The organism is Pseudoduganella sp. UC29_71, from assembly GCF_042693265.1.
In the GTDB taxonomy this organism is placed as follows: Bacteria; Pseudomonadota; Gammaproteobacteria; order Burkholderiales; family Burkholderiaceae_D; genus Rugamonas.
In genome coordinates, this window is the sequence record NZ_CP170549.1 from 4,181,648 (window position 1) to 4,205,160 (window position 23,513).

20 protein-coding genes are annotated in these 23,513 nt (G+C 64.5%); 7 read left to right on the forward strand and 13 right to left on the reverse strand.

Features of this window, described 5'->3' with window-relative positions; genetic code table 11:
• Positions 1–6 precede the first annotated feature (6 nt).
• The 4 genes from ACFJI2_RS18525 to ACFJI2_RS18540 all read right to left on the reverse strand — a co-directional run bounded on the left by ACFJI2_RS18525 (position 7) and on the right by ACFJI2_RS18540 (position 4,462).
• Entirely contained in the window at positions 7–924 is a 918-nt protein-coding gene (locus ACFJI2_RS18525; RefSeq protein ID WP_377701338.1) for a protein-L-isoaspartate(D-aspartate) O-methyltransferase, read from the reverse strand.
• Positions 921–1,658, reverse strand: a complete 738-nt coding sequence (gene surE / locus ACFJI2_RS18530; protein ID WP_377701339.1) for a 5'/3'-nucleotidase SurE — start codon at positions 1,656–1,658, stop codon at positions 921–923. The genes ACFJI2_RS18525 and surE overlap by 4 nt, the downstream gene beginning before the upstream one ends.
• 117 nt (positions 1,659–1,775) lie before the next feature.
• A complete protein-coding gene (locus tag ACFJI2_RS18535) occupies positions 1,776–3,845 on the reverse strand; it encodes a KGGVGR-motif variant AAA ATPase (protein ID WP_377701340.1) in 2,070 nt (689 codons plus the stop codon).
• 8 nt (positions 3,846–3,853) lie between these two features.
• Positions 3,854–4,462 (reverse strand): toll/interleukin-1 receptor domain-containing protein, encoded by a 609-nt coding sequence (locus ACFJI2_RS18540; RefSeq protein ID WP_107871361.1) that lies wholly within the window; start codon positions 4,460–4,462, stop codon positions 3,854–3,856.
• A gap of 166 nt (positions 4,463–4,628) precedes the next feature.
• Between ACFJI2_RS18540 and ACFJI2_RS18545 the strand changes: the two genes are divergently transcribed.
• Positions 4,629–5,609, forward strand: coding sequence for an NADPH:quinone oxidoreductase family protein (locus ACFJI2_RS18545; RefSeq protein ID WP_377701342.1), 981 nt, complete (start codon positions 4,629–4,631; stop codon positions 5,607–5,609).
• A 72-nt stretch (positions 5,610–5,681) separates the two neighbouring features.
• Here ACFJI2_RS18545 and ACFJI2_RS18550 read toward each other — a convergent pair whose 3' ends face one another.
• Both ACFJI2_RS18550 and ACFJI2_RS18555 read right to left on the reverse strand, forming a co-directional pair.
• Complete coding sequence (locus ACFJI2_RS18550; RefSeq protein WP_377701343.1) at positions 5,682–7,724, reverse strand: ATP-dependent DNA helicase; 2,043 nt, start codon at positions 7,722–7,724, stop codon at positions 5,682–5,684.
• Positions 7,725–7,792: 68 nt separating this feature from the next.
• A complete protein-coding gene (locus ACFJI2_RS18555) occupies positions 7,793–7,993 on the reverse strand; it encodes a YdcH family protein (RefSeq protein ID WP_056394845.1) in 201 nt (66 codons plus the stop codon).
• A 122-nt stretch (positions 7,994–8,115) separates the two neighbouring features.
• On the opposite strand from ACFJI2_RS18555, the gene ACFJI2_RS18560 reads away from it, so the two are divergent.
• On the forward strand, positions 8,116–8,922 hold the full coding sequence (locus ACFJI2_RS18560; RefSeq protein WP_377701345.1) for a PP2C family protein-serine/threonine phosphatase: 807 nt from the start codon (positions 8,116–8,118) through the stop codon (positions 8,920–8,922).
• Positions 8,923–8,976: 54 nt separating this feature from the next.
• On the opposite strand, the gene ACFJI2_RS18565 is transcribed toward ACFJI2_RS18560, so the two are convergent.
• The 7 genes from ACFJI2_RS18565 to ACFJI2_RS18595 form a co-directional block, all read right to left on the reverse strand.
• Positions 8,977–9,693: a hypothetical protein gene (locus ACFJI2_RS18565; protein WP_377701346.1), complete on the reverse strand. Its 717-nt coding sequence runs from the start codon at positions 9,691–9,693 to the stop codon at positions 8,977–8,979.
• Positions 9,694–9,706: 13 nt separating this feature from the next.
• The gene (gene zapE / locus ACFJI2_RS18570; RefSeq protein WP_107871193.1) at positions 9,707–10,804 is read right to left on the reverse strand and encodes a cell division protein ZapE; all 1,098 of its coding nucleotides are present in this window, start codon (positions 10,802–10,804) and stop codon (positions 9,707–9,709) included.
• A 111-nt stretch (positions 10,805–10,915) separates the two neighbouring features.
• Positions 10,916–12,349, reverse strand: a complete 1,434-nt coding sequence (gene lpdA, locus ACFJI2_RS18575) for a dihydrolipoyl dehydrogenase (protein ID WP_377701347.1) — start codon at positions 12,347–12,349, stop codon at positions 10,916–10,918.
• A gap of 11 nt (positions 12,350–12,360) precedes the next feature.
• A complete protein-coding gene (locus ACFJI2_RS18580) occupies positions 12,361–12,699 on the reverse strand; it encodes a PspC domain-containing protein (protein WP_056394836.1) in 339 nt (112 codons plus the stop codon).
• A 123-nt stretch (positions 12,700–12,822) separates the two neighbouring features.
• Complete coding sequence (gene odhB, locus ACFJI2_RS18585) at positions 12,823–14,073, reverse strand: 2-oxoglutarate dehydrogenase complex dihydrolipoyllysine-residue succinyltransferase (protein ID WP_377701348.1); 1,251 nt, start codon at positions 14,071–14,073, stop codon at positions 12,823–12,825.
• Positions 14,074–14,145: 72 nt separating this feature from the next.
• Positions 14,146–17,001 (reverse strand): 2-oxoglutarate dehydrogenase E1 component, encoded by a 2,856-nt coding sequence (locus ACFJI2_RS18590; RefSeq protein WP_107871201.1) that lies wholly within the window; start codon positions 16,999–17,001, stop codon positions 14,146–14,148.
• 211 nt (positions 17,002–17,212) lie between these two features.
• Positions 17,213–18,151: a LysR family transcriptional regulator gene (locus ACFJI2_RS18595; RefSeq protein ID WP_377701349.1), complete on the reverse strand. Its 939-nt coding sequence runs from the start codon at positions 18,149–18,151 to the stop codon at positions 17,213–17,215.
• Between the two features lie 102 nt (positions 18,152–18,253).
• On the opposite strand from ACFJI2_RS18595, the gene ACFJI2_RS18600 reads away from it, so the two are divergent.
• From ACFJI2_RS18600 to ACFJI2_RS18620, 5 genes are all read left to right on the forward strand, one after another.
• Positions 18,254–19,114 carry an MBL fold metallo-hydrolase gene (locus tag ACFJI2_RS18600; RefSeq protein ID WP_377701351.1) on the forward strand — a complete coding sequence of 287 codons (861 nt, stop codon included), beginning with the start codon at positions 18,254–18,256 and terminating at the stop codon, positions 19,112–19,114.
• A 79-nt stretch (positions 19,115–19,193) separates the two neighbouring features.
• A complete protein-coding gene (locus tag ACFJI2_RS18605) occupies positions 19,194–19,730 on the forward strand; it encodes a PAAR domain-containing protein (RefSeq protein WP_377701352.1) in 537 nt (178 codons plus the stop codon).
• Complete coding sequence (locus ACFJI2_RS18610; RefSeq protein WP_377701353.1) at positions 19,727–21,058, forward strand: hypothetical protein; 1,332 nt, start codon at positions 19,727–19,729, stop codon at positions 21,056–21,058. Before ACFJI2_RS18605 ends, ACFJI2_RS18610 begins: the two co-directional genes overlap by 4 nt.
• The gene (locus ACFJI2_RS18615) at positions 21,055–21,963 is read left to right on the forward strand and encodes a hypothetical protein (protein ID WP_377701354.1); all 909 of its coding nucleotides are present in this window, start codon (positions 21,055–21,057) and stop codon (positions 21,961–21,963) included. Before ACFJI2_RS18610 ends, ACFJI2_RS18615 begins: the two co-directional genes overlap by 4 nt.
• A gap of 216 nt (positions 21,964–22,179) precedes the next feature.
• A complete protein-coding gene (locus ACFJI2_RS18620; RefSeq protein WP_377701355.1) occupies positions 22,180–23,508 on the forward strand; it encodes a leucine-rich repeat-containing protein kinase family protein in 1,329 nt (442 codons plus the stop codon).
• The last annotated feature ends 5 nt before the right edge of the window (positions 23,509–23,513 follow it).

The window sequence follows — 23,513 nt, forward strand, 5'->3', positions numbered from 1 at the left end:
CGGACCTTACACGGTTCCGGGGCGCAGGGGCACGAAATGGCAGTCTTCCAGCGTCTGGCTGGTCCATTCGGCCTTGCCCAGCCGCGTCACCAGCTCCAGGTGCTGGGCGCGCGCGCCCACCGGGGCGACCAGGCGGCCGCCAATGGCGAGCTGTTCAAGCAGCGCTTGCGGCACTTCCAGGCCGGCAGCGGCCAGGATGATGCCGTCGAACGGGGCCGCCTGAGGCAGCCCTAGCATACCATCTCCGTAATGCAAGCGTAGATTCGCTAGCCGCAGCGGCCGCAAATTCCCCTTGGCCAGCTCGTGCAGCGGCTTAATGCGCTCGATGGAAAACACTTCCTGCGCCAGGCAGGACAGCACCGCCGCCTGGTAGCCGCAGCCGGTGCCGATCTCCAGCACGCGCTTCAGCTGGCCGCCGTTGCGCATCACCTCTATCATGCGCGCCACGATGTAGGGCTGGGAAATGGTCTGGTGGTGGCCGATCGGCAGCGAGGCGTCGATATAGGCTTGCGAGGCCAGCGCCTCGTCCATGAACATATGGCGCGGCACCGCCTCCAGCGCGGCCAGCACCACCGCGTCCTTCACGCCCTGCCTGGCCACGCGCGCCACCATGGCGCGCCGCACCGCGTCCGACACCAGCGGATTCTGGCGCGGCGCGGCGGCCGGGGCCACCTGCGCGCGCTCCATGGCATAGGTGTGCGAACGGGACGGCATGGCGGTCGGCGCACTGCCGGGGCGCACCGCCGTCCCCGGCACCGCCGCCACCCGCACGCCCGGATGCGTGCCGCCCAAGGCCGCGTTGCGGGCGGCGTTCTGGGTGGCCGTCTGCGGCGTGGCCACCGGCGAAAACACCGCCGGCTTTTTCTGTGCTTTGTCCACCACGGAGGACAGCGGCAACGGGAAGGTGCGGTGTTTGTCGGTCATGCCAGGGCCTTTGCCAGCGTCTCGAGTTGGGTACGGTGCGTCAAGTCCACCTGCAGCGGCGTCAGCGACACCATGCCCTGGCTGACTGCATGGAAATCGGTGCCTTCGCCGGCGTCCTTGCACGCGCCGGGCGGGCCGATCCAGAAAATTTCCCGGCCGCGCGGGTCTTGCGAGCGGATCACCGGTTCGGCCTGGTGGCGGCGGCCCAAGCGGGTGGCCGTCAACTTGCCCATTTCGGCATAAGGCCGGTTCGGGATGTTAACGTTGAGCAAATATGGTTGCGCCAGCATATCGACATAACGCTCGACAATGTCGCGCGCCACCCTGGCCGCGTCCTCGATGTGCTCCCAGCCGTGGGAACCCTGCGAGAACGCGATGGCCGGGACGCCGAACAGATAGCCTTCGGTGGCGGCCGCCACCGTGCCCGAATACAGGGTGTCGTCCCCCATATTGGGGCCGTTGTTAATGCCGGACACCACCAGGTCGGGCCGCTCCGCCAGCATGCCGGTCAGCGCGATGTGCACGCAGTCGGTCGGCGTGCCGTTGACAAAATAGAATCCATTGCTCGCCTGCTGCACCGACAGGGGCCGGTCCAGCGACAGCGAATTGGAAGCGCCGGAACGGTTGCCCTCGGGCGCCACGACCACGATGTCCGCTATGGGCGCGAGCGCTTCCGCCAGGGCGATGATGCCGGGCGCCAGATAGCCATCGTCATTACTAATTAGGATACGCATGGCTGGGATTTTACCTGAAGCAATGGCACGCCAGCACATGGCGGCCACCGCCCCGGACAAATTTATTGGCCGTGCAACGACGCCGGCGCGCGGCGGCCCGAACCGGCCTGCGCCCCACTAGGCGCGCGGCTCCGGCGACGCTTCCGGCAGCGGCTGCTCAAGGGGCGGCTCGGCGCGTTGCAGCGAGTACGGCTCCTCGTAATAAGCCTGCACTTCCTGCTCGACACCGGGTACGCGCACGGCCGGGGGCGCTGGGACGGCCTCCGCCGCCTGGCCGGCAGCCCGTGCCGCGCTGCGCTGGCGCGCCGGCGCGCTGTAATGCCCCGGCTGCTCGCGCGCGCTGCGCTCCCCTGGTGCGCCCGGCATGAGCGGGCCAAGCTGGCCACCCATGCGCACGGCCTCGCGCGCGCCCGCAGCCTCGCCGGCCTGCGCCCCCCCCGCCATCGCACCGGCGCCTGTGACGCTCGCGCCCGCGGCTGCGGGCAGCGTGGCCGGGCTGCCCCCCCGCGGCACCGCATACGGAGCGGGCTGCGCGCCTAAGCGCTCCATCTGCTCCGCCTCCTCCATCCTGGCCAGGGTTTGCCCCAGCGCGGCCGCAACGCGCCGGGTGTCCTCGTGCTCGGCGCCCAGCAGGCGGGCGCGCACCGCCAGCACCTGTTCCTGCGCCTGGCGCGCCAGTTCCAGCTCGCCCGACAGGACGTGGATGCCGGCCCGCGCCTCCAGGCTGGCCAGCGTCAGCAGATGCTCCGGCCCCAGCAAGCGCATCTGGATCTGCAGCACCTCCTCCTGCCGGTCCAGCGCGGCCTCGAAATAGCCCTGCCGGGCCAGCGCGCTGGCCTGCGCCGAACATGCCTCCAGCACGTCCGGATGCTCGCCGCCCAGCAGCCGCGTGCGCGTCTCGACCACGCAGCGCAGCAGGATGCGCGCCTGGTCCAGCTCGCCTTCCCGCAGCAGCATGCGCGCCAGCTGCGCCTTGACGGCCGCCGTCTCCAGATGTTCCTCACCCACCACCTTCACGTGCAATTCCAGGCTTTCCCGGAAGGCCAGCACGGCCGCGGCGCAGCGGCCCTCGTCCGCGTACACCAGCCCAAGGCGGAACAGGTCGCGCGCCAGCATCATGCCGTAGGCGCCGCCCGCCTCCACCGCGCGGCGCGATTGCGCCACCGCCGCCAGCAGCGGGATCTCGCGCCGCGACTGCCACGGCGGGTGGCCGCCGGCCAGCCAGCCCAGCAAGGCCTCGTAGGAGCGCGTGGCGGAAAAGCGGTCCGCCACCGGCTCGCCGCGCACCGCCAGGCGCTCGCCGCGCGCCAGGCTGCGCGACTGCGGCAGCTGCACCTCGTCGAAATAGCTCTCCAGCGACAGCTGCTGCAAGCCGTAGGCTTCGGCCAGCGCCTGCTCGAACACCGGCTGGTAGCCCGGCAAGCCGCTGGCCGGGTCGCCGCGCCGGCACAGGGCGCGCTGCGCGCTGCATTCCGCGTCGGTACGGGTCGGCAATGGATAGACCAGCAGCGGGCGCTGCTCGTCCTCGTGGCTGCGCCGGTAGGTGGTGACGCGCTGCACCAGCGCCTGCAAGCCCTCCAGGCTCTGGCGGTTGGCCTCGAACAGCAGCACCAGGCGGGTCGGCAGCAAGGTGGTGCAGATGCCGGCGGTATCGGTGCGGCCGCTGCGCGCGTCGACCAGCACGTGGCGGAACTGGCGCGCCAGCATGTCGGCAAAGCTGCGGAACAGCGCCGGGCACAGATGGAACAGCGCTTCCCAGTTGAAGGCCGCCACGCGCTCGGCGTAGCCGGCGTCCAGCCGGCCGGCGCGCATCAGGTACAGCGGGCGGCTCTGGTCCACGCGCACCACGTAGCGCTCCCAGCCCACCGCCTCGAGCACCTGGCGCGCCTGCTCGGCGTCGTCCTGCAGGGCGCTGCGCCGGCTGCGGCGCAGCAGCTGGTCGCGGCAGGCGGTGAACAGCTCCAGCACGCCCGGCCCGTCCGCCGCCGGCGCGAAATACTGGTGCAGGCCGGGCGCCTCCAGGTCCCAGTCCACCATCAGTACCGGCACCGAGGCCTGGCTGCGTCCGGCCAGCAGCGTGGCGAGATTGGCCACCGCCATGCTGCGGCCGGCGCCGCCCTTGTGCGAGTGGAAGGTTGTGACTTCGCCGGGCGTGGCCAGCGGCGGCAACAGGTGCGGGAGTTCCATGGGTCACCTTAGCGGGGAAAGTGGGGCGGCGGAGTGGCGCGCCACTCCTCGGGGATGGGCGGCAACACGAAGCGGCTGCAATCGTGTTCAGGCGGGATACTGTGCTTCAAATAGTGGTAATGCGCGGCGATGCGCTGGACGATCTTTTCGATGTCGGGCAGGAAGTCCGGATTGGTTTTCAGGTCGCCGCTGGCCAGCGTGTAGCGTGAGAAGTCCACATACATGCCGGGATCGGTGATCTGCGGCGGCAGGCTGAAGGGATGGCGCGTCATGATGACAGGGATGATGAGGTGGCTGGGCAGCGGATACCACAGGCGGCGCTCGTTCTCGATCTGCTGCATGGCGGCAAATTCGCGCCGGGTGTAGCCATGGGCCTCGTATTTCGGCGTATAAATGACGATCATGCACACGCTTTCGCACAGCGCGGTGGCGATGCGCCGGTCCAGGTCGTCCCCGCCGCCGAGCTGCTCGGTGTCGATGAACAGTTCGCTTTCATTGTCAAAGTGCGGTTCCAGGTAGCACTTGAGCGCCTCGGCCAGGTCGTTCTTGAACTTGATCATGTGGGGATGGCGCCCGTGCGCATAACTGAAGAAACAGCCGTAGCGGATAGTCGACATGGCAGCCTCCTGCTTGCTCATTAAACCCACTGTAGCGCGCTGGGCGTGCCGCGCTTTGCGAAAACGCAAACGGGCAAGCCGCAGAGTAAACGCGACAGCAATCAGGAATCGCCGTAAAATGGAACGACCGTACTATTAATAACCATAACCAACCATTGGAGACCGCATGAAAGCCATCGTATGCAAAGCCTGGGGCCTGCCCGACACCCTGACCGTGGAAGAGCTGCCCGACCCGGAGGCGGCGCCCGGCCACGTGGTGCTGGACGTGCAAGCGGCCGGCGTCAATTTCCCGGACGTGCTCATCGTCCAGGGCAAATACCAGTACAAGCCCGCCCTGCCCTTCACCCCGGGCAATGAAGTATCGGGCGTGGTGCGCGCGGTGGGCGACGGCGTGAGCGGCTACAAGGTGGGCGACAAGGTGATCGCCTTCTCCGCGCACGGCGCCTTCGCGCAGCAGCTGGCGGTGCCGGCCCAGGCGCTGATGCCCATGCCGCCCGGCATGGACTTCGACACGGCGGCCGCCATCACCCTCACCTATGGCACCTCGCACCACGCGGTAGTGGACCGCGCCGCGTTAAAAGCGGGCGAAACCATGCTGGTGCTGGGCGCGGCCGGCGGCGTCGGCCTGGCCGCCATCGAGATCGGCAAGGCGCTGGGCGCGCGCGTGATCGCCGCCGCCTCCACCGACGACAAGCTGGCCATCTGCAAGGCGCACGGCGCCGACGCGCTGATCAACTACAGCAAGGAAGACTTGCGCGAAGCGGTCAAGGCGGCCACCGGCGGCAAGGGGCCGGACGTGGTGTACGACCCGGTGGGCGGCGACTACAGCGAAGCGGCGTTCCGCTCCATCGCCTGGCGCGGGCGCTACCTGGTGGTGGGCTTCGCCAACGGCGAGATCCCCAAACTGCCGCTCAACCTCGCGCTGCTGAAAGGCGCCTCGCTGGTGGGCGTATTCTGGGGCGAATTCGCCAAGCGCGAACCGAAGGCCAACCTGGCCGGCATGATGCAGCTGCTGGGCTGGCTGGCCGAAGGCAAGACCAAGCCCCACATCTCCGCCCGCTACGCGCTGGCCGACACCCCGCAGGCGCTGAACGACATGGCCGCCCGCAAAGTCACCGGCAAGGTCGTCATCAACCCGCAAGCCTAAGCGAGCTGAGCCGCATTCGGGGTCAGACCCCGAATGCGGCTCAGGCTGCTTGTTGGAATGGCGCAAGGCGCGTCAGGAGGGACTGGCTTCGGGGTCGGCCGGGGGCACGCCCTTGAAGAAGTCGATTACCACTTGCGCTTCGCGGGTGCGCTTGAAGGGGGGCAGGCTTTGCCAGACGCGGCGGCCGTAGGGCTTGGTGATCACGCGCGGGTCGCACAGCATCAGCACGCCGCGGTCGCCTTCGTCGCGGATCAGGCGGCCGGCGCCCTGCTTGAGGTTGATGATGGCTTCCGGCAGCGTGTGGTGCATGAAGCCGTTCAGGCCCTGCTTTTCCATCACTTCGATGCGCGCGGCCAGCACCGGGTCGTCCGGCGGGGCGAACGGCATCTTGTCGATGATGACCAGCGACAGCGCCTCGCCGCGCACGTCCACGCCTTCCCAGAAGCTCTGGCTGCCGATCAGCACGCCGTTGCCGGACTTGCGGAACTGGTCCAGCAGCTCGGTGCGCCCCTTGTCGCCTTGCACGAACAGCGGATACGGCAGGCCGCGCTGCTCGAACTCGTTGCGCAGGCGCTCGGCGGCGCGCTTCACGGCGCGCAAGGTGGTGCACAGCAGGAAGGCGCGGCCTTCGGACGCTTCAATGATCGGCAGCGCCGCGTCCAGCACGGCGTCCGTGTAGCCCATGGAATTCGGGTCGGGCAAGCCCTGCGGCACGTACAGGATGCCCTGCTGCTCGTAGTTGAACGGGCTGGGCCAGGTGCGCGCCGGCTCGCCGGTCAGGCCCATCTGCTCGGCGAAGTGCTTGAAGTCGTTCTTCACGGCCAGCGTGGCCGAGGTGAAGATCCAGCTGCGCGGCACGCCTTCGCGCTGGCCGTTGAAGATGGGCGCGATGGACAGCGGCGTCTTGTGCAGCTGCAGCGAGCTGGTGTAGGCCTCCACCCAGTAGACCGCTTCCTCGCCCTTGTCCACCTTGGCCTTGGGATCGAACTTCCACTCGCGCAGCGCGGTGGCCAGCTCGATGCCGCGCATGCGGCACTGGTCCAGCGTCTCGGCGCGCTCGCCCTGCTTTTCCAGCACGGCCAGCATGCCGTCCAGCTCGTCCTTCAGGGTTTCCAGCGCCGGGAAGAACTCGCTGGACGGGGCGATCTGCGGCAGCGACAGGCGCACGATGTCCTGCGGGAAGGTCAGGCGCAGGTCGCGCGCGGCCTTCTCCACCACCGTGACCACCTTGCCCCAGTCGGCGCCGTCGCGCGCGTGCGCCAGGCCTTCGGCCAGCACGTCGCGGCACAGCTCGAGCACCTGCGAGGTGCTGAAGGTGTCGCCGAAGAACAGCGTGGCGGTGTCGGGCAGCTGGTGCGCCTCGTCGAAGATGATGGTGTTGGCCGACGGCAGCAGTTCGGCCACGCCGGTGTCCTTCAGCGCCACGTCGGCGAAGAACAGGTGGTGGTTGACCACCACCACGTCCGCCTGCTGCGCTTCCTTGCGCGCCTTCATCACGAAGCAGTCCTGGTAGTACTGGCATTCGGCGCCCATGCAGTTGTCGCGCGTGGAGGTGACCAGGTTCCAGATGGTGGCGTTCTCGGGCACGCGCGCCAGCTCGGCCTTGTCGCCGGACGAGGTCATCTTCAGGAAGCGCGAAATCTCGCGCAGGTAGCCCACGTCCTCGCGCGAGGTCATGCGGCCGTTCTGCAGCGTGCGCTCCAGGTGGTAGTGGCACAAATAGTTGCCGCGTCCCTTGAGCAGCGCCACCGACACCGGCGCCTGCAGCGCCGCGCGCACGGTGGGGATGTCGCGCAGGAACAGCTGGTCCTGCAGGTTCTTGGTGCCGGTGGAGACGATGGTCTTGCCGCCCCATAGCAGCGCCGGCACCAGATAGGCGAAGGTCTTGCCCGTGCCCGTGCCGGCCTCGGCCATCAAGGTGCTGCGTCCGTCGATGGCGGCGGCGATGGCCTTGGCCATCTCGGTCTGCGACTGGCGCGGGCGGAAGCCGCCCACTGCCGGACTGAGCGGCCCGCCGGGACCGAACAGGCGGTCGATTTCGGCGTCGTGCTTGCCGGGTTCGGGGTGGGGTGCCGGGGCCTGGGCTTGGGCCGGCGCGGGTGCCGGGGCGGACATGTCAGCCGTAAGTCGGAGATCGGTCAAAATAAGCTAAGATGGGGCTGCCGCGCACGGGATCGCGCGGCTTAGGCCGGTACGTCGGGCACCAGTTGCATTTTCAGCAAGGTGATGTAGTCTTTGAGTTGCAGCTTGCGTTTCTTCAGACGGCGCAGCTGGAGCTGGTCGTGATGGCCGTCCAGGGTCAGCATGTCGATCACCGCATCCAGGTCGCGGTGTTCCACGTCGAGCTCGATAATGCGGCGCTTGATTTCTTCTACGTCTGTCATAGGGTCTCGGTTCTGTTATATTTCCCAACAGTTTCGCCTGGTCAACAACCCTACGCTTGCAACAAAACTGCTTACCGGTGCATAGTTTAACTCAGTGCACAGACGCAGGCTAGCCAGTAGACATGAGCATTTATAAAATCGAAGCCGGTACGGCCCAGCATCTGGGGAACCGGCCGCAGCAAAACGACCGCGCCGTGCTCTACACGGCGCCGAAGGCACCGGGCTACGTGATGGCGGTGCTGGCCGACGGCATGGGTAGCGGCGGCACGGCGCCGGAACAGGTGCTGCACACCAGCAAGCAGCTGTTCGACGACTACCGCGCCGGCGACACGGCCAACCTGGCGCGCGTGCAGGAGCTGCTGCGCAGCATTGCGCTGGAAACGCATGAAGTGCTGGCCATGAATCCGCTGGGGACCAGCGGCGAGCCGCAGACCACGCTGGTGCTGCTGGTGCTCACGCCGCAAGGCCAGGCCGTGTGGGCTTACGTGGGCGATTCGCGCCTGTACCGCTTTTCCGGCACGCAGTGCGGCGAGCGCAGCAGCGATGCGGCGTATGTCGAGCATTTGGTGAACGTGGACAGGCTGCCGCCCGAGGCGGCGAAGAAGCACCGCAGCGCGCGCCTGCTGGCCAATGTGCTGGGCAACCGGCAGAAGGCGCCGTTTGTCACGCTGGGTGTTTATGAGGGGCTGCAGCCGGGAGATGCATTCCTGCTGTGCTCGGATGGGCTGTGGCAGTATTTTACCGAGACGGAGCTGGCTGCCGTGGTGGCGCGCGGCACGCCGCGCCAGGCCTCGGAGATGCTGATTAATAAGGCGATCGAACGGGCCAAGGGCCAGGGGGATAACTGCAGCATGGCGATCGTCAAGCTGGTGGCGCCGCCGAAGGAAGCGCCTGCTTATACGGTGCAGAAGATGGGGAAGGCGGTGTAGGCGGCGCCGGCGGGTTACGCAGGGCGCGCCCTGCTAACCCGCCCTACTTGCTCATTACTTGGCTTTGGCGGCGGCTTCCCTGGCCGCTTCTTTTTCTGCCTGGGCGGCGGCGTCGGCTTGGCGCTTGCGGGCTTTTTCTTCCTTGGCGGCTTTCTTGGCGGCGATGTCGGCCTGGCGCTTTTCGGACTCGGCTTTTTTCTTTTCAAACGCGGCCACGGCGGCGGCGCGCTTGGGCGCTTCGGCGGCATCCTTGGCCGCTTGCGCTGTCACCTTGGCGTCGTGCTCGGCCTGGCGCTGCTCCAGGCTGGGACCCGGCTTGGCGGCCGGCTTGGCCGGCTCGCGCTCGGCGTGCGGCGCCGGCGGGTTCTGGACACGGCGCGCCAGCTCCTCTTCATCCTTCTTCATGCGCTCGGCCAGCTCGGCGTCGCGCTTGTCGACCGCGTACTTGCGCTTGAAGTGGTTGGCTTCCACTTCGATGGCGCGCAGTCCCGCCAGCGCCGCGCGGCGCTTTTCCTTGGCGCCGTCCAGGCAGTAGTTGACGAAGAACTTGGCGTTGCATACCTGCTCGGCGGCGGCGTACTCGGCCTCCACGGCGGCGCGGCCCTTGGCCACCTCGGCCAGGCGCGCGTCGGCCTGCTCCACCGAGTGCGATTGCGGGACGGCGGGCTCGCCCACCGGCGCCTGGCCGATTTGCTGCGCCGCCGGTGCGGACGCGCTCATCGCGGCCGCTGCCAGCAGGGCCGCAGCCGCCAGATTGAAGTACTTTGCCATGTTTATCCTGTTGTTACGACAGCGCTTCGGCAGCGCCGCGCTGTTCCTTGTCCATGTACTCGCGCGACTGCATCTCCACGATGCGCGACACGGTACGGTGAAATTCATTGGCCAGCATGCCGCTAGTGTACAGCTCCTCCGGCTCGACTTCGGCCGACATGATGAGCTTGACCTTCTGGTCGTAGAAAACGTCGATCAGCCAGGTGAAGCGGCGCGCTTCGGACGACATACCGGCCGACATCATCGGTATGCCGGACAATATCACGGTATGGAACTGGCTGGCGATCTCCAGGTAGTCGTTCTGCGAGCGCGGGCCGCCGCACAGGGTGGCGAAGTCGAACCAGATGATGGTGCCGGCGCGGCGCAGCGCGCGGATCTGGCGGTTCTCGATGATCACGTGCGGATCGTCGTCGGCCGTCTCGGCGATGCGGGCGTAGGCGGCGCGCAGCGCGGCGTCGGTCTCGGCGCCCAGCGGGGTGTAGTAGGAGTCCACCTGCTCCAGCGCGCGGCCGCGGTAGTCCACGCCGGCATCCACGTTCATCACGTCCATCTTCGCTTTCAGCAGCGCGATGGTGGGCAGGATGCGGTCGCGGTGCAGGCCGTCCGGGTACAGCAGTTCCGGGTCGTAGTTCGAGGTCATGATGAAGGACACGCCGTTGTCGAACAGGGCCGACAGCAGGTTGTACATGATCATGGCGTCGGCCACGTCGGAGATGTGGAATTCGTCGAAGCAGATCAGGCGGTACTTCTTGGCCACCTTGCGCGCCACTTCCTCCAGCGGATTGGCCACGCCCTTCAGCTCGTCGAGCTGGCGGTGGATGTCGCGCATGAATTCGTGGAAGTGCAGGCGCGTCTTGCGCACCAGCGGCACCACCGAGTAGAAGCTGTCCATCAGGAAGGACTTGCCGCGCCCTACCCCGCCCCACATGTACACGCCGCGTGGCACGTCGGGACGGTTGATGAAGCGCTTGAAGCTGTTCGAGCGCTGGGCTTTGTAGTCCACCCACTCGTCGTAGCAAAGCTGCAGGCGGTCGACGGCGCGCTGCTGCGCCTCGTCGGCCTTGAAATCGCGCTGCGTCAGCGCGTGCTGGTAGAACTCTTGGACGTTCATGGGAGATGCCGGTTGCGTTCGGCGGGTTACGCGCTGCGCGCCAACCCGCCCTACGGTCCGCATCGGGGGATGTAGGGCGGGTTAGGCGCAGCCGTAACCCGCCGGTGGTGCTTAGAAGTTCAGCGTGCGCTTGTCGATGGCCAGCGCGGCTTCTTTGGTTGCTTCGGACAGCGATGGGTGGGCGTGGCAGATGCGGGCGATGTCTTCGGCCGATGCCTTGAACTCCATGGCCACCACGGCTTCGGAGATCAGCTCGGAAGCCATCGGTCCGATGATGTGGACGCCCAGGATTTCGTCGGTCTCGGCGTGCGCCAGGAACTTGACCATGCCCGAGGTGTCGCCCAGCGCGCGTGCGCGGCCGTTGGCCAGGAACGGGAAGGTGCCGGCCTTGTACGGCGTGCCGTCGGCTTTGAGCTGCTGCTCGGTGCGGCCTACCCACGCGATTTCCGGCGAGGTGTAGATGACCCAAGGGATGGTGTCGAAGTTGGTGTGACCATGCTGGCCGGCGATACGCTCGGCCACGGCAACGCCTTCTTCTTCGGCCTTGTGCGCCAGCATCGGGCCGCGCACCACGTCGCCAATCGCCCATACGTTCGGCAGGTTGGTCTTGCAGTCGCCGTCCACGGCGATGAAGCCGCGCTCGTCCAGCGCCAGGCCGGCCTTGTCGGCGCCCAGGCCGTTGGTGTTCGGGGTGCGGCCGATCGACACGATCAGCTTGTCGAACACGGCGGTCTGCGCGTCGCCCTTGGCGTCGGCGTATTCCACGGTGACGTTGTCGGCACCCTTGGTCACGCTGTTGATCTTGCAGCCCAGGGAGATCTTCAGGCCCTGCTTGGTGAACAGCTTGTTGGCTTCCTTGGCGATCTGCTCGTCCACGGCGCCCAGGAAGGTCGGCAGGCCTTCCAGCACGGTCACGTCGGAACCCAGGCGGCGCCATACGGAACCCATTTCCAGGCCGATCACGCCGGCGCCGATCACGCCCAGCTTGGCTGGCACGGCGTCGATCGCCAGTGCGCCGGTGTTCGACAGGATCAATTTCTCGTCGAATTCGGCGCCCGGCAGTGCACGCGCGTTCGAGCCGGTGGCCACGATCACTTGCTTGGCGTTGATGGTCTCAGGGGTCTTGCCGGTGATGGCGATAGGATAGCCGTCGGCGGTGGCAGCACCTTCGAAGGCGGCGCGGCCGTGGAAGAAGGTGACCTTGTTCTTCTTGAACAGGAACAGGATGCCGTCGTTGTTCTGCTTGACCACGGTGTCCTTGCGCTTGATCATCTGGCCCAGGTTCAGGGACAGGCCGGACACGTCGATGCCGTGCTCCTTGAAGGAGTGGCCGGCGTGCTCGTAGTGCTCGGACGACTGCAGCAGCGCTTTCGATGGGATGCAGCCGACGTTGGTGCAGGTGCCGCCAGGTGCCGGGCCGCCTTTTTCATTGCTCCACTCGTCCACGCAAGCGACCGAGAAGCCCAGCTGCGCTGCGCGGATGGCGGCGATGTAGCCGCCGGGACCGGCGCCGATGACGACGACGTCAAATTGTTTATTGCTCATTATTTTTTATCCTAATTAATTTCGTCCGGGACGAATATCCATAGCAGGAGATAGATCACCAGCCCGAAGCCGAAGCAGATCGTGAACAGCGTGAAAACCAGGCGCCAGATCCACGACTCCATGCCCGAGATCTTGCCCAGGCCGCCGCACACGCCGCCCAGCCAGCGGTCGCTGCGGGAACGGCGGAAGCGGTTGAATTCGCTGGCGAAGTCGCCGGAACCGTTGTCCTTGCTGAGCGACACCGGCGTGGTGTCGAGCAGCTTCTGTTTGGCGCGGGCGAATTCCTCGTCGCTCAGCGCGCCAGCCTGGTTGAGTTCGTGCAAACGCTTGATTTCTTCAGAAACGCTCATGACACTCCTTCGCAACGCTGCGGCGGCATGGCGGGTTACGGCGTTCCGCCTAACCCGCCCCACGGGCTGTAGGGCGGGTTAGCACGCAGCGGCTCGGCGCCCCCGCGTAACCCGCCAGCTTGATTACAGGTCCAGCAGCAGGCGCGCTGGATCTTCCAGTGCTTCCTTCATGGCCACCAGGCCCAGCACGGCTTCGCGGCCGTCGATGATGCGGTGGTCGTAGGACATTGCCAGGTAGTTCATCGGACGGATCACGATCTGGCCGTTTTCCACCACAGCGCGGTCCTTGGTGGCGTGCACGCCCAGGATGGCCGATTGCGGCGGGTTGATGATCGGGGTCGACAGCATGGAGCCGAAGGTGCCGCCGTTCGAGATCGAGAAGGTGCCGCCGGTCAGGTCTTCCAGGGTCAGCTTGCCTTCCTTGGCCTTGGCGCCGAATTCGCCGATTTTCTTCTCGATTTCAGCGATGCTCATCTGGTCCGCGTTGCGCAGGATAGGCACCACCAGGCCGCGTGGCGAACCGACTGCGATACCGATGTCGAAGTAGCCGTGGTAGACGATGTCGTTGCCGTCCACCGACGCGTTCAGGATCGGGTACTTCTTCAGCGCGGCCACGGCGGCCTTGACGAAGAAGGACATGAAGCCCAGCTTCACGCCGTGCTCTTTTTCGAACTTGTCCTTGTACTTGTTGCGCAGGTCCATGACCGGAGCCATGTTCACTTCGTTGAACGTGGTCAGGATGGCGTTGGTCGACTGCGACTCCACCAGGCGCTCGGCGATACGGGCGCGCAGGCGGCTCATCGGCACGCGCTCTTCCGGACGGTCGCCCAGGTTAGGCGCGGCTGGCGCGGCAACCTTTTGCAGCGCCGGCTTGGCAGCGGCTGGGGCCAGCGGCGCCGGAGCGGCAGGCTTCGGTGCGGAAGCGGCGGCCAGGGCGTCGCCCTTGGTCACGCGGCCGTCTTTGCCGGAACCGGCAACGTCGGAAGCGGACAGGCCGGCTTCGGACAGGATCTTGGCGGCGGCCGGCATGGCTACGTCGCCCTTGTTGCCACCGGTAGCGGCAGCAGCAGCTGGAGCGGCGGCAGGAGCAGCGGCGGCAGCGGCTGGAGCCGAAGGCGCGGCGCCGGCGGTGGCCTCGGTGTCGATGATGGCGATAACCTGGTCGGCAACCACGGTGGCGCCGTCATTCTGCATGATCTGCACGATCACGCCGGCGGCAGGCGCTGGCAGTTCCAGTACCACTTTGTCGGTTTCGATGTCGATCAGGTTCTCGTCGCGCGCGACGGCTTCGCCGACTTTCTTGTGCCAGGTGAGCAGGGTCGCTTCTGCGACGGATTCCGACAGTTGTGGGACTTTAACTTCGATTTGTGCCATGAAAAAACTCCGTATTTTGTATGCTTTGATGCCCTCTGCCTGGGCCACATGCCTTAGCAGAGGGCGGGCCTATTACTTGGTCAGGATGAAGCCCTTCAGCTTCGAGAACGCGGTTTCCAGCAGGTCTTTTTGCTGCGCGTAGTGCTTGTCGTAGTAACCGACGGCCGGCGATGCCGAGGCCGGACGGCCTGCGTACGCCAGACGCTGGCCTGCGTCCATGCTTTCGAAGATGTTGTGCTGGATCTGGAACCAAGGGCCTTGATTCTGCGGCTCGTCCTGGGCCCATACCACTTCCGCCAGGTTCGGGAACTTCTTCAGTTCAGCAGCGAACGACTTGTGCGGGAACGGATACAGCTGTTCCACACGCACGATGGCGGTGTCGGTCTGGCCGCGCGTCTTGCGTGCGTTGACCAGGTCGTAGTAAACCTTGCCCGAGCACGCGATGACGCGCTTGACCTTCTTGGCGTCGATCTTGTCGTCCACTTCGCCGATCACGGTCTGGAAGGCGCCCTTCGACAGTTCGGTCAGCGGCGAGCCGGCGTCCTTGTTGCGCAGCAGCGATTTCGGGGTCAGGATGACCAGCGGCTTGCGGAACTGGCGCACCATCTGGCGGCGCAGCAGGTGGAAGATCTGCGACGCGGTGGTCGGCTGCACCACTTGCATGTTGTTGTCTGCGCACAGCTGCAGGAAACGTTCCGGACGTGCGGACGAGTGCTCAGGACCCTGGCCTTCGTAACCGTGCGGCAGCATCATCACCAGGCCGGAAGCGCGGCCCCACTTCACTTCGCCGGAGCTGATGAACTGGTCGATGACAACCTGGGCGCCGTTGACGAAGTCGCCGAACTGGGCTTCCCAGATGGTCAGCGTGTTTGGCTCGGCGGTCGAGTAGCCGTATTCGAAGCCCAGAACGGCTTCTTCGGACAGCACGGAGTCGATCACGGTAAACGGTGCCTGCGATTCGGACACGTTCTGCAGCGGCACGTAGGTGCCTGCGTCCCAACGCTCGCGGTTCTGGTCGTGCAGCACGGCGTGGCGGTGCACGAAGGTGCCGCGGCCGGCGTCCTGGCCGGTCAGGCGCACGGCGTAGCCGGACGATACCAGCGAGGCGTAGGCCAGGTGTTCGCCCATGCCCCAGTCCAGGTTCACTTCACCACGGCCCATGGCGGCGCGGTCGGCCAGTACCTTCTCGACCAGAGAGTGCACTTTGAAGCCTTCCGGCACGGTGGTGATGCGGGTGGCCAGGCGTTTCAGTTCGGTCGACGGTACGGCGGTGTCGGCGGAATCGGTCCACTTGCGGTTCAGGAACGGCAGCCAGTCGACCGCGTACTTGTTCTTGAAGTTGGAGATCACTGGATCGACGGTGTGCTTGCCGGCGTCCATGGCGTCGCGGTAGGCGGCCTGCATCTTGTCGCCGCCATCGGCAGCGATCACGCCCTGCGCGCTCAGCTTGTCCGCGTACAGCTTGCGGGTGCCTGGGTGCTTGGCGATCTTCTTGTACATCAGCGGCTGGGTCAGCGCCGGGGTGTCTTGCTCGTTGTGGCCCAGTTTGCGGTAGCAGATGATGTCGACAACGATATCTTTCTGGAACTGCAGGCGGTAGTCCATGGCGATCTGCGATGCCAGGACCACGGCTTCCGGATCGTCGGCGTTCACGTGCAGCACCGGTGCTTCGATCATCTTGACGACGTCCGAGCAGTAGATGGTGGAGCGCGCGTCGCGCGGGTCGGAGGTGGTGAAGCCGATCTGGTTGTTGATCACGATGTGAACCGTGCCGCCGGTGCCGTAGCCACGGGTCTGCGCCAGGTTCAGCGTTTCCATCACAACGCCCTGGCCTGCGAACGCGGCGTCGCCGTGCACCAGGATAGGCAGCACTTGCGCGCCGGCTGCGTCGCCGCGGCGGTCCATGCGGGCCTTGACCGAACCTTCAACCACCGGGTTGACGATTTCCAGGTGCGACGGGTTGAACGCCAGCGACAGGTGGACCGGGCCGCCTGCGGTGGAGATGTCCGACGAGAAGCCCTGGTGGTATTTCACGTCGCCGGCCGGCAAGTCGTCGCCATGCTTGCCTTCGAATTCTTCGAACAGGTCCTTAGGCGCCTTGCCCAGGGTGTTGACCAGCACGTTCAGGCGGCCGCGGTGGGCCATGCCGATAACGATCTCCTGCACGCCTTTTTCGCCGGCGCGCTGGATGATTTCGTCGATCGAGGCGATGAACGTCTCGCCGCCTTCCAGCGAGAAGCGCTTCTGGCCGACGTATTTGGTGTGCAGATAGCGTTCCAGGCCTTCAGCTGCCGTCAGGCGCTCCAGGATGTGCTTTTTCTTCTCTGCGGTGAAATTCGGGGTGGAGCGGATCGATTCCAGGCGCTCCTGCAGCCAGCGCTTTTCGGCCGGGTCGGAGATGTACATGTATTCCGCGCCGATGGAGCGGGTGTAGGTGTCGCGCAGGAAGTTGGTCAGGTCGCGCAGGGTTGCGGTTTCAGGACCGAAGTAGGTGTTGCTGATATTGAAAACGGTGTCCAGATCGGCATCGGTGAAGCCGTAGAAGCTCGGCTCCAGTTCCGGGATCAATGGACGTTCCTGGCGCTGCAGCGGGTCCAGGTTGGCCCAGCGCGAACCCAGGTAGCGGTAGGCGGCGATCAGCTGGGTGGCTGCCACGCGCTTGCGGCCCATTTCGGCGTCGGCGGATGCCACCACGGTGCGGATCGGGCCGGCTTTGGCGCGTTCGGCGAACGAGGCGATCACGGAGGCATGGGCGACGTCCGGCTTGTTGGTGCCGTCGACGGCTGGGACGTGTTGCATGGAATCGAAGTACGCGCGCCAGTTATCGGGCACGGAACCTGGGTTGTCGAGATACGCTTCGTACAGTTCTTCAACGTACGGAGCATTCCCACCGAACAGGTAGGAGTTGGACGACTGCTGCTGCATCATATTGCTCACCTTTCTTCGCGCTTCGCGAGATTAGCGGGTTAATCTAACCTTCCGCGACACGGCCTGACCGGTTAGCGGATTGCACATCAAGTTGTGGGGGAAGGACTCGGTATTACGGGTAGTTCCAAAAACGGTCGCCTAGGATAGCACGCGGTATTGTATTCGAACAACCATGCAAGCACGAAAAATTGCGGGATAGGCAGGGTGTCAATCATGTCTTTTCCCTAATTGGTATGCTTGCGGCAAGCCATGCGGGGTCGTGCGCGAACCAGTTCAGCAGGTGGTCCAGCATGGCGCGCAGGGCCGGCGGCATGTGCTCGCGCGACGTGTAGATGCCGTAGATTCCCATCTGCTGCGGACGCCAGGCTGGCAGCAATTCCACCAGCTGGCCGGAACGCAGCAGCGGCGCGGCGGCGAAGCGCGGCTGCAGGGCGACGCCGGCCCCTTCGGCCGTGGCGGCAAGCAGGGCCATCGATTCATTGGCGGACAGGTTGCCGCTCACCGGCACCTGCAGCGCGGCCTCGCCCTCGCCTTCGCGCCGGCCTGGCTCGAAGCGCCACACGCTCTTGCCGAAATAGCTATAAGTCAGGCAATTGTGCTGCGCCAGCTCGGCCGGGTGCAGCGGCGCGGGGCGCGCCGCCAGGTAGGACGGCGCGGCCACCACCACCGAATCGCAGTCGCCCAGGCGGCGCGCGATCATGTTCGGCTCCAGGCCGTTCGTGATGCGGATGGCCAGGTCGATACGCTGCTCGACCAGGTTGACGGCGCGGTTGTCCACTTGCAGGTCGATGGCGGTGCGCGGATAGCGGCGCAGGAAGTCCGCCACCGCGCCAGCCAGCGCCGTTTGCGCCAGCGAGTGCGAACTGGCGATGCGCAGCAGGCCGTGCGGGGTGCCTGGGTCGCCAGCCGCGCGCATGTCGGCCGCCAGGGCCAGCATTTCGCGGCAACGCACCAGCGTCAGCTCTCCCGCCGCCGTCAGACTCACGCGGCGCGTGGTCCGGTGCAGCAGGCGCGCCCCGCACCACGCTTCCATCTCCGCCAGATAGCGCGTGACCATGGCGCGCGACATGTCCAGCGCATCCGCCGCCGCGATCATGCTGCCGCGCTCCGCGATCTCCTTGAATACCTGCGCCGCCGTCAGCCTGTCCATTATTCGTCCGATCCATGCAATTGATAGTTGCAATTTACACTGTTTTTCAGACGAATGGATGTGCCTACACTGGCGTCATCCACTTCTTCTTAAGGACCCATCATGATCAAGCAGACTCTCGCAGCCGCCGCCATCGCCGCCTCCACCACAGCCTCGGCTGCCCCGCTGACGCTGGAAGTATTCAACCCCGGCGAAGCCGCCATCTTCCCGGTGGCCTCGGTACTGGTGAAAGGCCAGAAGGACGCCGTGCTGATCGACGCCCAATTCTCGCGCGGCGAAGCGCAGAAACTCGTGCAGCAGATTAAAGCCAGCGGCAAGCGCCTCACCACGGTCTACGTCAGCCATGGCGATCCCGATTTCTATTTCGGCCTGGACGTGATCAAAGCCGCCTTCCCGGACGCGAACATCATCGCCACGCCCGGCACCATCGCCGCCATGGAGAAAAAGGCCGCCGCCAAGGTGGCGTATTGGGGGTCTATCCTGAAAGAAAATGCGCCGCAAGCCATCGTCATGCCGCAAGCGCTGCAAGGCGACACCATCAAGCTGGAAGGCGAATCGCTGAAAATCGAAGGCCTCAACGGCCCCACGCCGGACCGCACTTTCGTCTGGATTCCGTCGATCAAGGCGGTGGCCGGCGGCGTGGTCCTGTTCAAAGGCCTGCACGTCTGGGTGGCCGACACGCAGACGGCGGAATCGCGCCAGCAATGGCTGGCCACGCTGGACCGCATCGCGGCGCTGAAACCCGTGACCGTGGTGCCCGGCCACTTCGCCCCCGGCTCGGAACTGACGCCGGACAGCATCGCCTACACTGCCGGCTACCTGCGCAAGTTCGACGCCGCCACGCCGCAGGCAGCCAATTCCGCAGCCCTGGTCACCGCCATGAAGAGCGCCTACCCGGCAGCCGGCCTGCCCAGCGCGCTGGACATCAGCGCCAAGGTCGCCAAAGGCGAGATGGAGTGGTAGGCCGGTACTTGCCGTAGATCAAATCGGCGCGCCATGAACTCCGCTACTGTTCCGGGACACCCCCTGAACGGAGCAGACCATGGCGCGCGCAGTCATCTGCAAAGGCGACCCCACCTCGCACGGCGGCAAAGTCCTCGAAGGCAATGAGAACGCCACCTGCCTGGGCAAGCCCATCGCATTGAAGGGACACAAAACCTACTGTCCGCTATGCAAGGGGCAGTTTCCCATCGCTGAAGGCCTGGGCCACCACAGCTTCGGCGGCATCGGCACCGTCGTTGAAGGCATGAAAACCGCGTGCGGCGCCACGCTGATCGCCACCCAGCACGTCATGACGGTGGACGGCAATGGCGGCGGCGGGTCCGGCGCGCCCGGCGATGCGGCCACCGCGCCCGCCCCAGCAGCAGCCGGGGCCGGCAACGCCGCCTACCGGGGCGCTTTCCGCGCAGTCGATGAAGATTCAGGCCTGCCCATCGCCGGCCTCCCCTACCGCATCGAACTGCCCGACGGCAGCAGCCTGCGCGGCGTCACCGGCGCGGACGGCCGCACCGAGGCAGTCCTGCACCACGATCCGGCCACCGTGACGCTACACTGGGAGACCGAGGAGCGCGGATCATGAGCGCCGGCATCGCAGCAGGCAGCTGCACGTTGACGCAGGCCGGGGCCGTCACCGATATTCCGCTCGGCCGGAAATGCTCGGTTATCTATACTTTCAACACCAAGGCAAGCGACGCTGCCAACTTGGCCATACCTTACGCCGTCGCGCTGAACGGCGCCGTTCAGCCAGAATATGAGGATAAGCCTCTCAGCCTCGGCAGCGACCGGAAAATCAAGCTTAAGGTGGCGCCGGGCAGCAAGGTTGCCCTTTACCTCAATAGCGACGCCCACCCCGGCTATCGCACCCAGCCAGTCTACGCCGTCCAAATCGGCTCGCGCGACGTCGAAGTACTTATCACAGAACGCCTGGGCCGAGGCAATACAGAAACTGCCGTGCTCGGCCCGCCGACCTGCATCGAGGAAGCCAATGGCAGGCGCTTCGACAAATACGACACCACACTGACAGGCGACATCTGGATGAAGATATCGCACCGGTATACGCGCGAAGAGGCTAACGAACTGATGCCGGCGGACGCCGCCCCCATCACACGGGCAGCCGTGCTATCCATTTTTTCGCCGCTGCCCAGCCCGACATTGGACATCACCTTCCCGACAAGCCAGGAAAAGCCAGCCCATACCATCTCCCTGACGTTCCACGAACAGCAAAGCGTCAACGCAAACACCTCTTACTGCCCCCTTCTACAAGAGGTCCTGACCCGTACCCATCCGCTTTGCTATCTCGCCTTAATTACCGAAGCGCGCGCAGCCGGCATCACCAAACTCAGAGTGACTTCCGCATGGCGGCCGTCTTTCGGCAGCATCGTCCACCGGGCGGGCTTGGGCCTTGACGTGGACTACGTGGAATCGGGCGGTACTCAACTGTCCATAGCGCGCAGGGCCCTCTCGGATGGCAGCAAGCAAAGCGGCGAAAACGTTACTCAAGAAGAAAAGCAGCTATTCGATGAAATGAAAAAGAAGCAGGCGGAATTGAGTTCAAAGAAGGCGGTCGCGGCCAAATGCGCCAAGGCTGCGGAAAATTCGCCTGCAGACGCTTCCCTAGCAGAAAAAAGCAGAGCAGCGGCGGAAGATGCAAAAGTCGCTGCGAATGCGGCGAACAAGGCAAAAGATGCTTGGAAGGACACCGTGGATAGGGCCGACCCAGCGCTGATGAAATCGTTAAGGACACGTTTATCAGCTCGACCTGATGTTCACCAGATACTCGACCCATGGTACATGGACTTTGATACCCAAGACAAGCGACCTGCCGTGCCCAACGAACATTGTCCTGGCGTCGAGAAAGCACACAGCAATCACCTTCACATCACTATCAAGGAACCGAGGATTTTATGAGCGGCTTACAAAAAAAGACGGTTGGGCCGCGGACCGCCATCGTTCTTCTGCTTTTTCTGCAGTTGGGAATAGCCGGATTCGGCGCCCATGATGCGAGAGCGAACGCAGAGAGCGAAAAATCCGGAGCATATAGCTATTCACCCCGTCCCTGGCCGCTGCGATACTTTATTTATGTGGATGAAGCAGGCCTGATGAAGAGATTCAATGTAAAGCTGGTAGAAATGAACGCCAACATTGAGAAATGGATGGACAATGCGGTGTACCGAAGCTTTGAGGAATTCTTTCCGCCCGATACCGTCATTACCACGCCAACAAAGCAGATCGGAATCGTGACACTGTCATTCTCCCGATCAGGAACGCTACTTAGCCCAGAATTCAATCGCTTCCATTTCAGTGCGGCACGTACCAACCTGGACAATCTCGTACTGCTAAAAAACGGAATCGGGAATAGCAGCGAAAAGCCCTATCATTTTGCGTATTGGTGGGAACTTCCTGGCCAACACATCATGTCGCCGGCTGTTTGCACCATAATTGACGACTTCAGGTATGTGACAGATAGTCCAAAAAACAGTGAATATATTGGAGGTTTTGGGTGCCGCGAATGGTCTGCACAACTTCAAGATGAATCACAGCCGTATATCGATGTCACATCTTACCTTGAAGGCGGCGACAATATTATATCGGACTTCATTGGTTGGTCAGGATTTGAGCACAAACCTAAACCAGTAATCGGAAAACATCTGGATACGTGGATTTGCCTGCACGAGTGCCCGGCCGGCGAAAATCCGGGAATTATAGGAAACATGCATGCGTGGATCAAAAAGCACGGATTCCCGATGCCGACGCAGCCGGCGCGACAACCGGAGTTCCCCAACTCCATGTTCAAGGACGTCCGAGCGGAATAGCCATATCGAGGCCTGTGAATTTCCCCCATGACGAGGCGCCGATCAGGCCAACTTCTGGCATGATTATGCTAGATTCCGATCTATGCCTCCTGCGGAAGTCACAGAAGGCGGGGCAAGAGCAGCTTGGCAAAAGGAACCAGTTTTTTTCCGGAAAGAATAGGCGTCCAAGCGGCGCAATGCTAAACTCGGCCCTTTTTACATGGCCTGCACCTTTAAATGCCCACCCTAGAACAGTTGCGCGGCGGCGAACTCGCCGGCGTTACACGCCTGCAACTCGCTTACGGCCTCACCGAATTCCCGAAAGAAATCTTCGATCTGGCCGATACGCTGGAAATACTCGACCTATCTGGCAACGCGCTAACGGCGCTACCGGACGATCTGGCGCGGCTGCACAAGCTGCGCATTATTTTCTGTTCAGATAATCAATTCAGTGAGTTGCCAGAAGTGCTGGGATCCTGCCCGGCACTAAGCATGGTGGGATTTCGGAATAATCGCATCCGTACCGTTTCTGCCAGTGCGCTCCCTCCGCAACTGCGCTGGCTTATCCTCACGGGCAACCAATTAGAAAGTTTGCCTGCCGAACTGGGTGCACGGCCATTTTTGCAAAAACTCATGCTAGCGGGCAATCAGTTGCACACCTTGCCCGTAGAACTGGCTAATTGCAAACGCCTTGAACTGCTGCGCCTTGCCGCTAACCAGCTAAATGATTTGCCTGCATGGCTGTTTGAAATGCCGAGATTGGCTTGGCTTGCGTATGCAGGTAATCCTTTTTGCACAGAGCTTGAAAAGACAGAGTCTGGGACAAGTATTACTTGGAGCCAACTGCGCCTGCAAAGGAAGCTGGGCGAAGGGGCCTCGGGTGTGATTTACCGTGCGGAATGCTTGCATGGACCATCAGGTGAGACTGTCGCGGTAAAACTCTTTAAAGGGGCCATTACCAGCGACGGTTCGCCGCTGTGCGAAATGGCGGCCTGCGTCGCGGGCGGCCCGCATCCCAATCTGATTCCCATCCTCGGCGAAGTAGCTGACCATCCCGACGGGACCCGCGGCCTGGTCATGTCAATGGTCGAACCAGACTTCAGCAATCTGGCCGGCCCGCCCAGCTTGGACAGCTGCACGCGGGACATTTATCCGGAAGGCAAGCGTTTCAGCCTGGACGCGGCGCTTGCCATCGCCCATGGCGTGGCCTCGGCCGCGCGCCAGCTGCACGCGCGCGGCATCATGCACGGCGACCTGTACGGCCATAACATCCTGCATTGCGGCGAGGGCCGGACCCTGCTGGGAGACTTCGGCGCCGCGTCCTTCTACGCGCCAGACGCCCCGCACGCGGCCAGCCTGCAAAGACTGGAGGTGCGCGCCTTCGGCTGCCTGCTGGAAGAATTGCTGGAACGCTGCGACGCGCCGGATGCAGCCGGTGCCGTCCTGGCGCAACTGGCCGCGCTGCAAGCGGCCTGCCTGCAAGAGAACGCCGCCCGCCCGCTGTTCAGCGCGATCGACGCGCAACTGGCAGCGCTGCGCCAATCAATACTAGACAATCCGTTCTAGATATT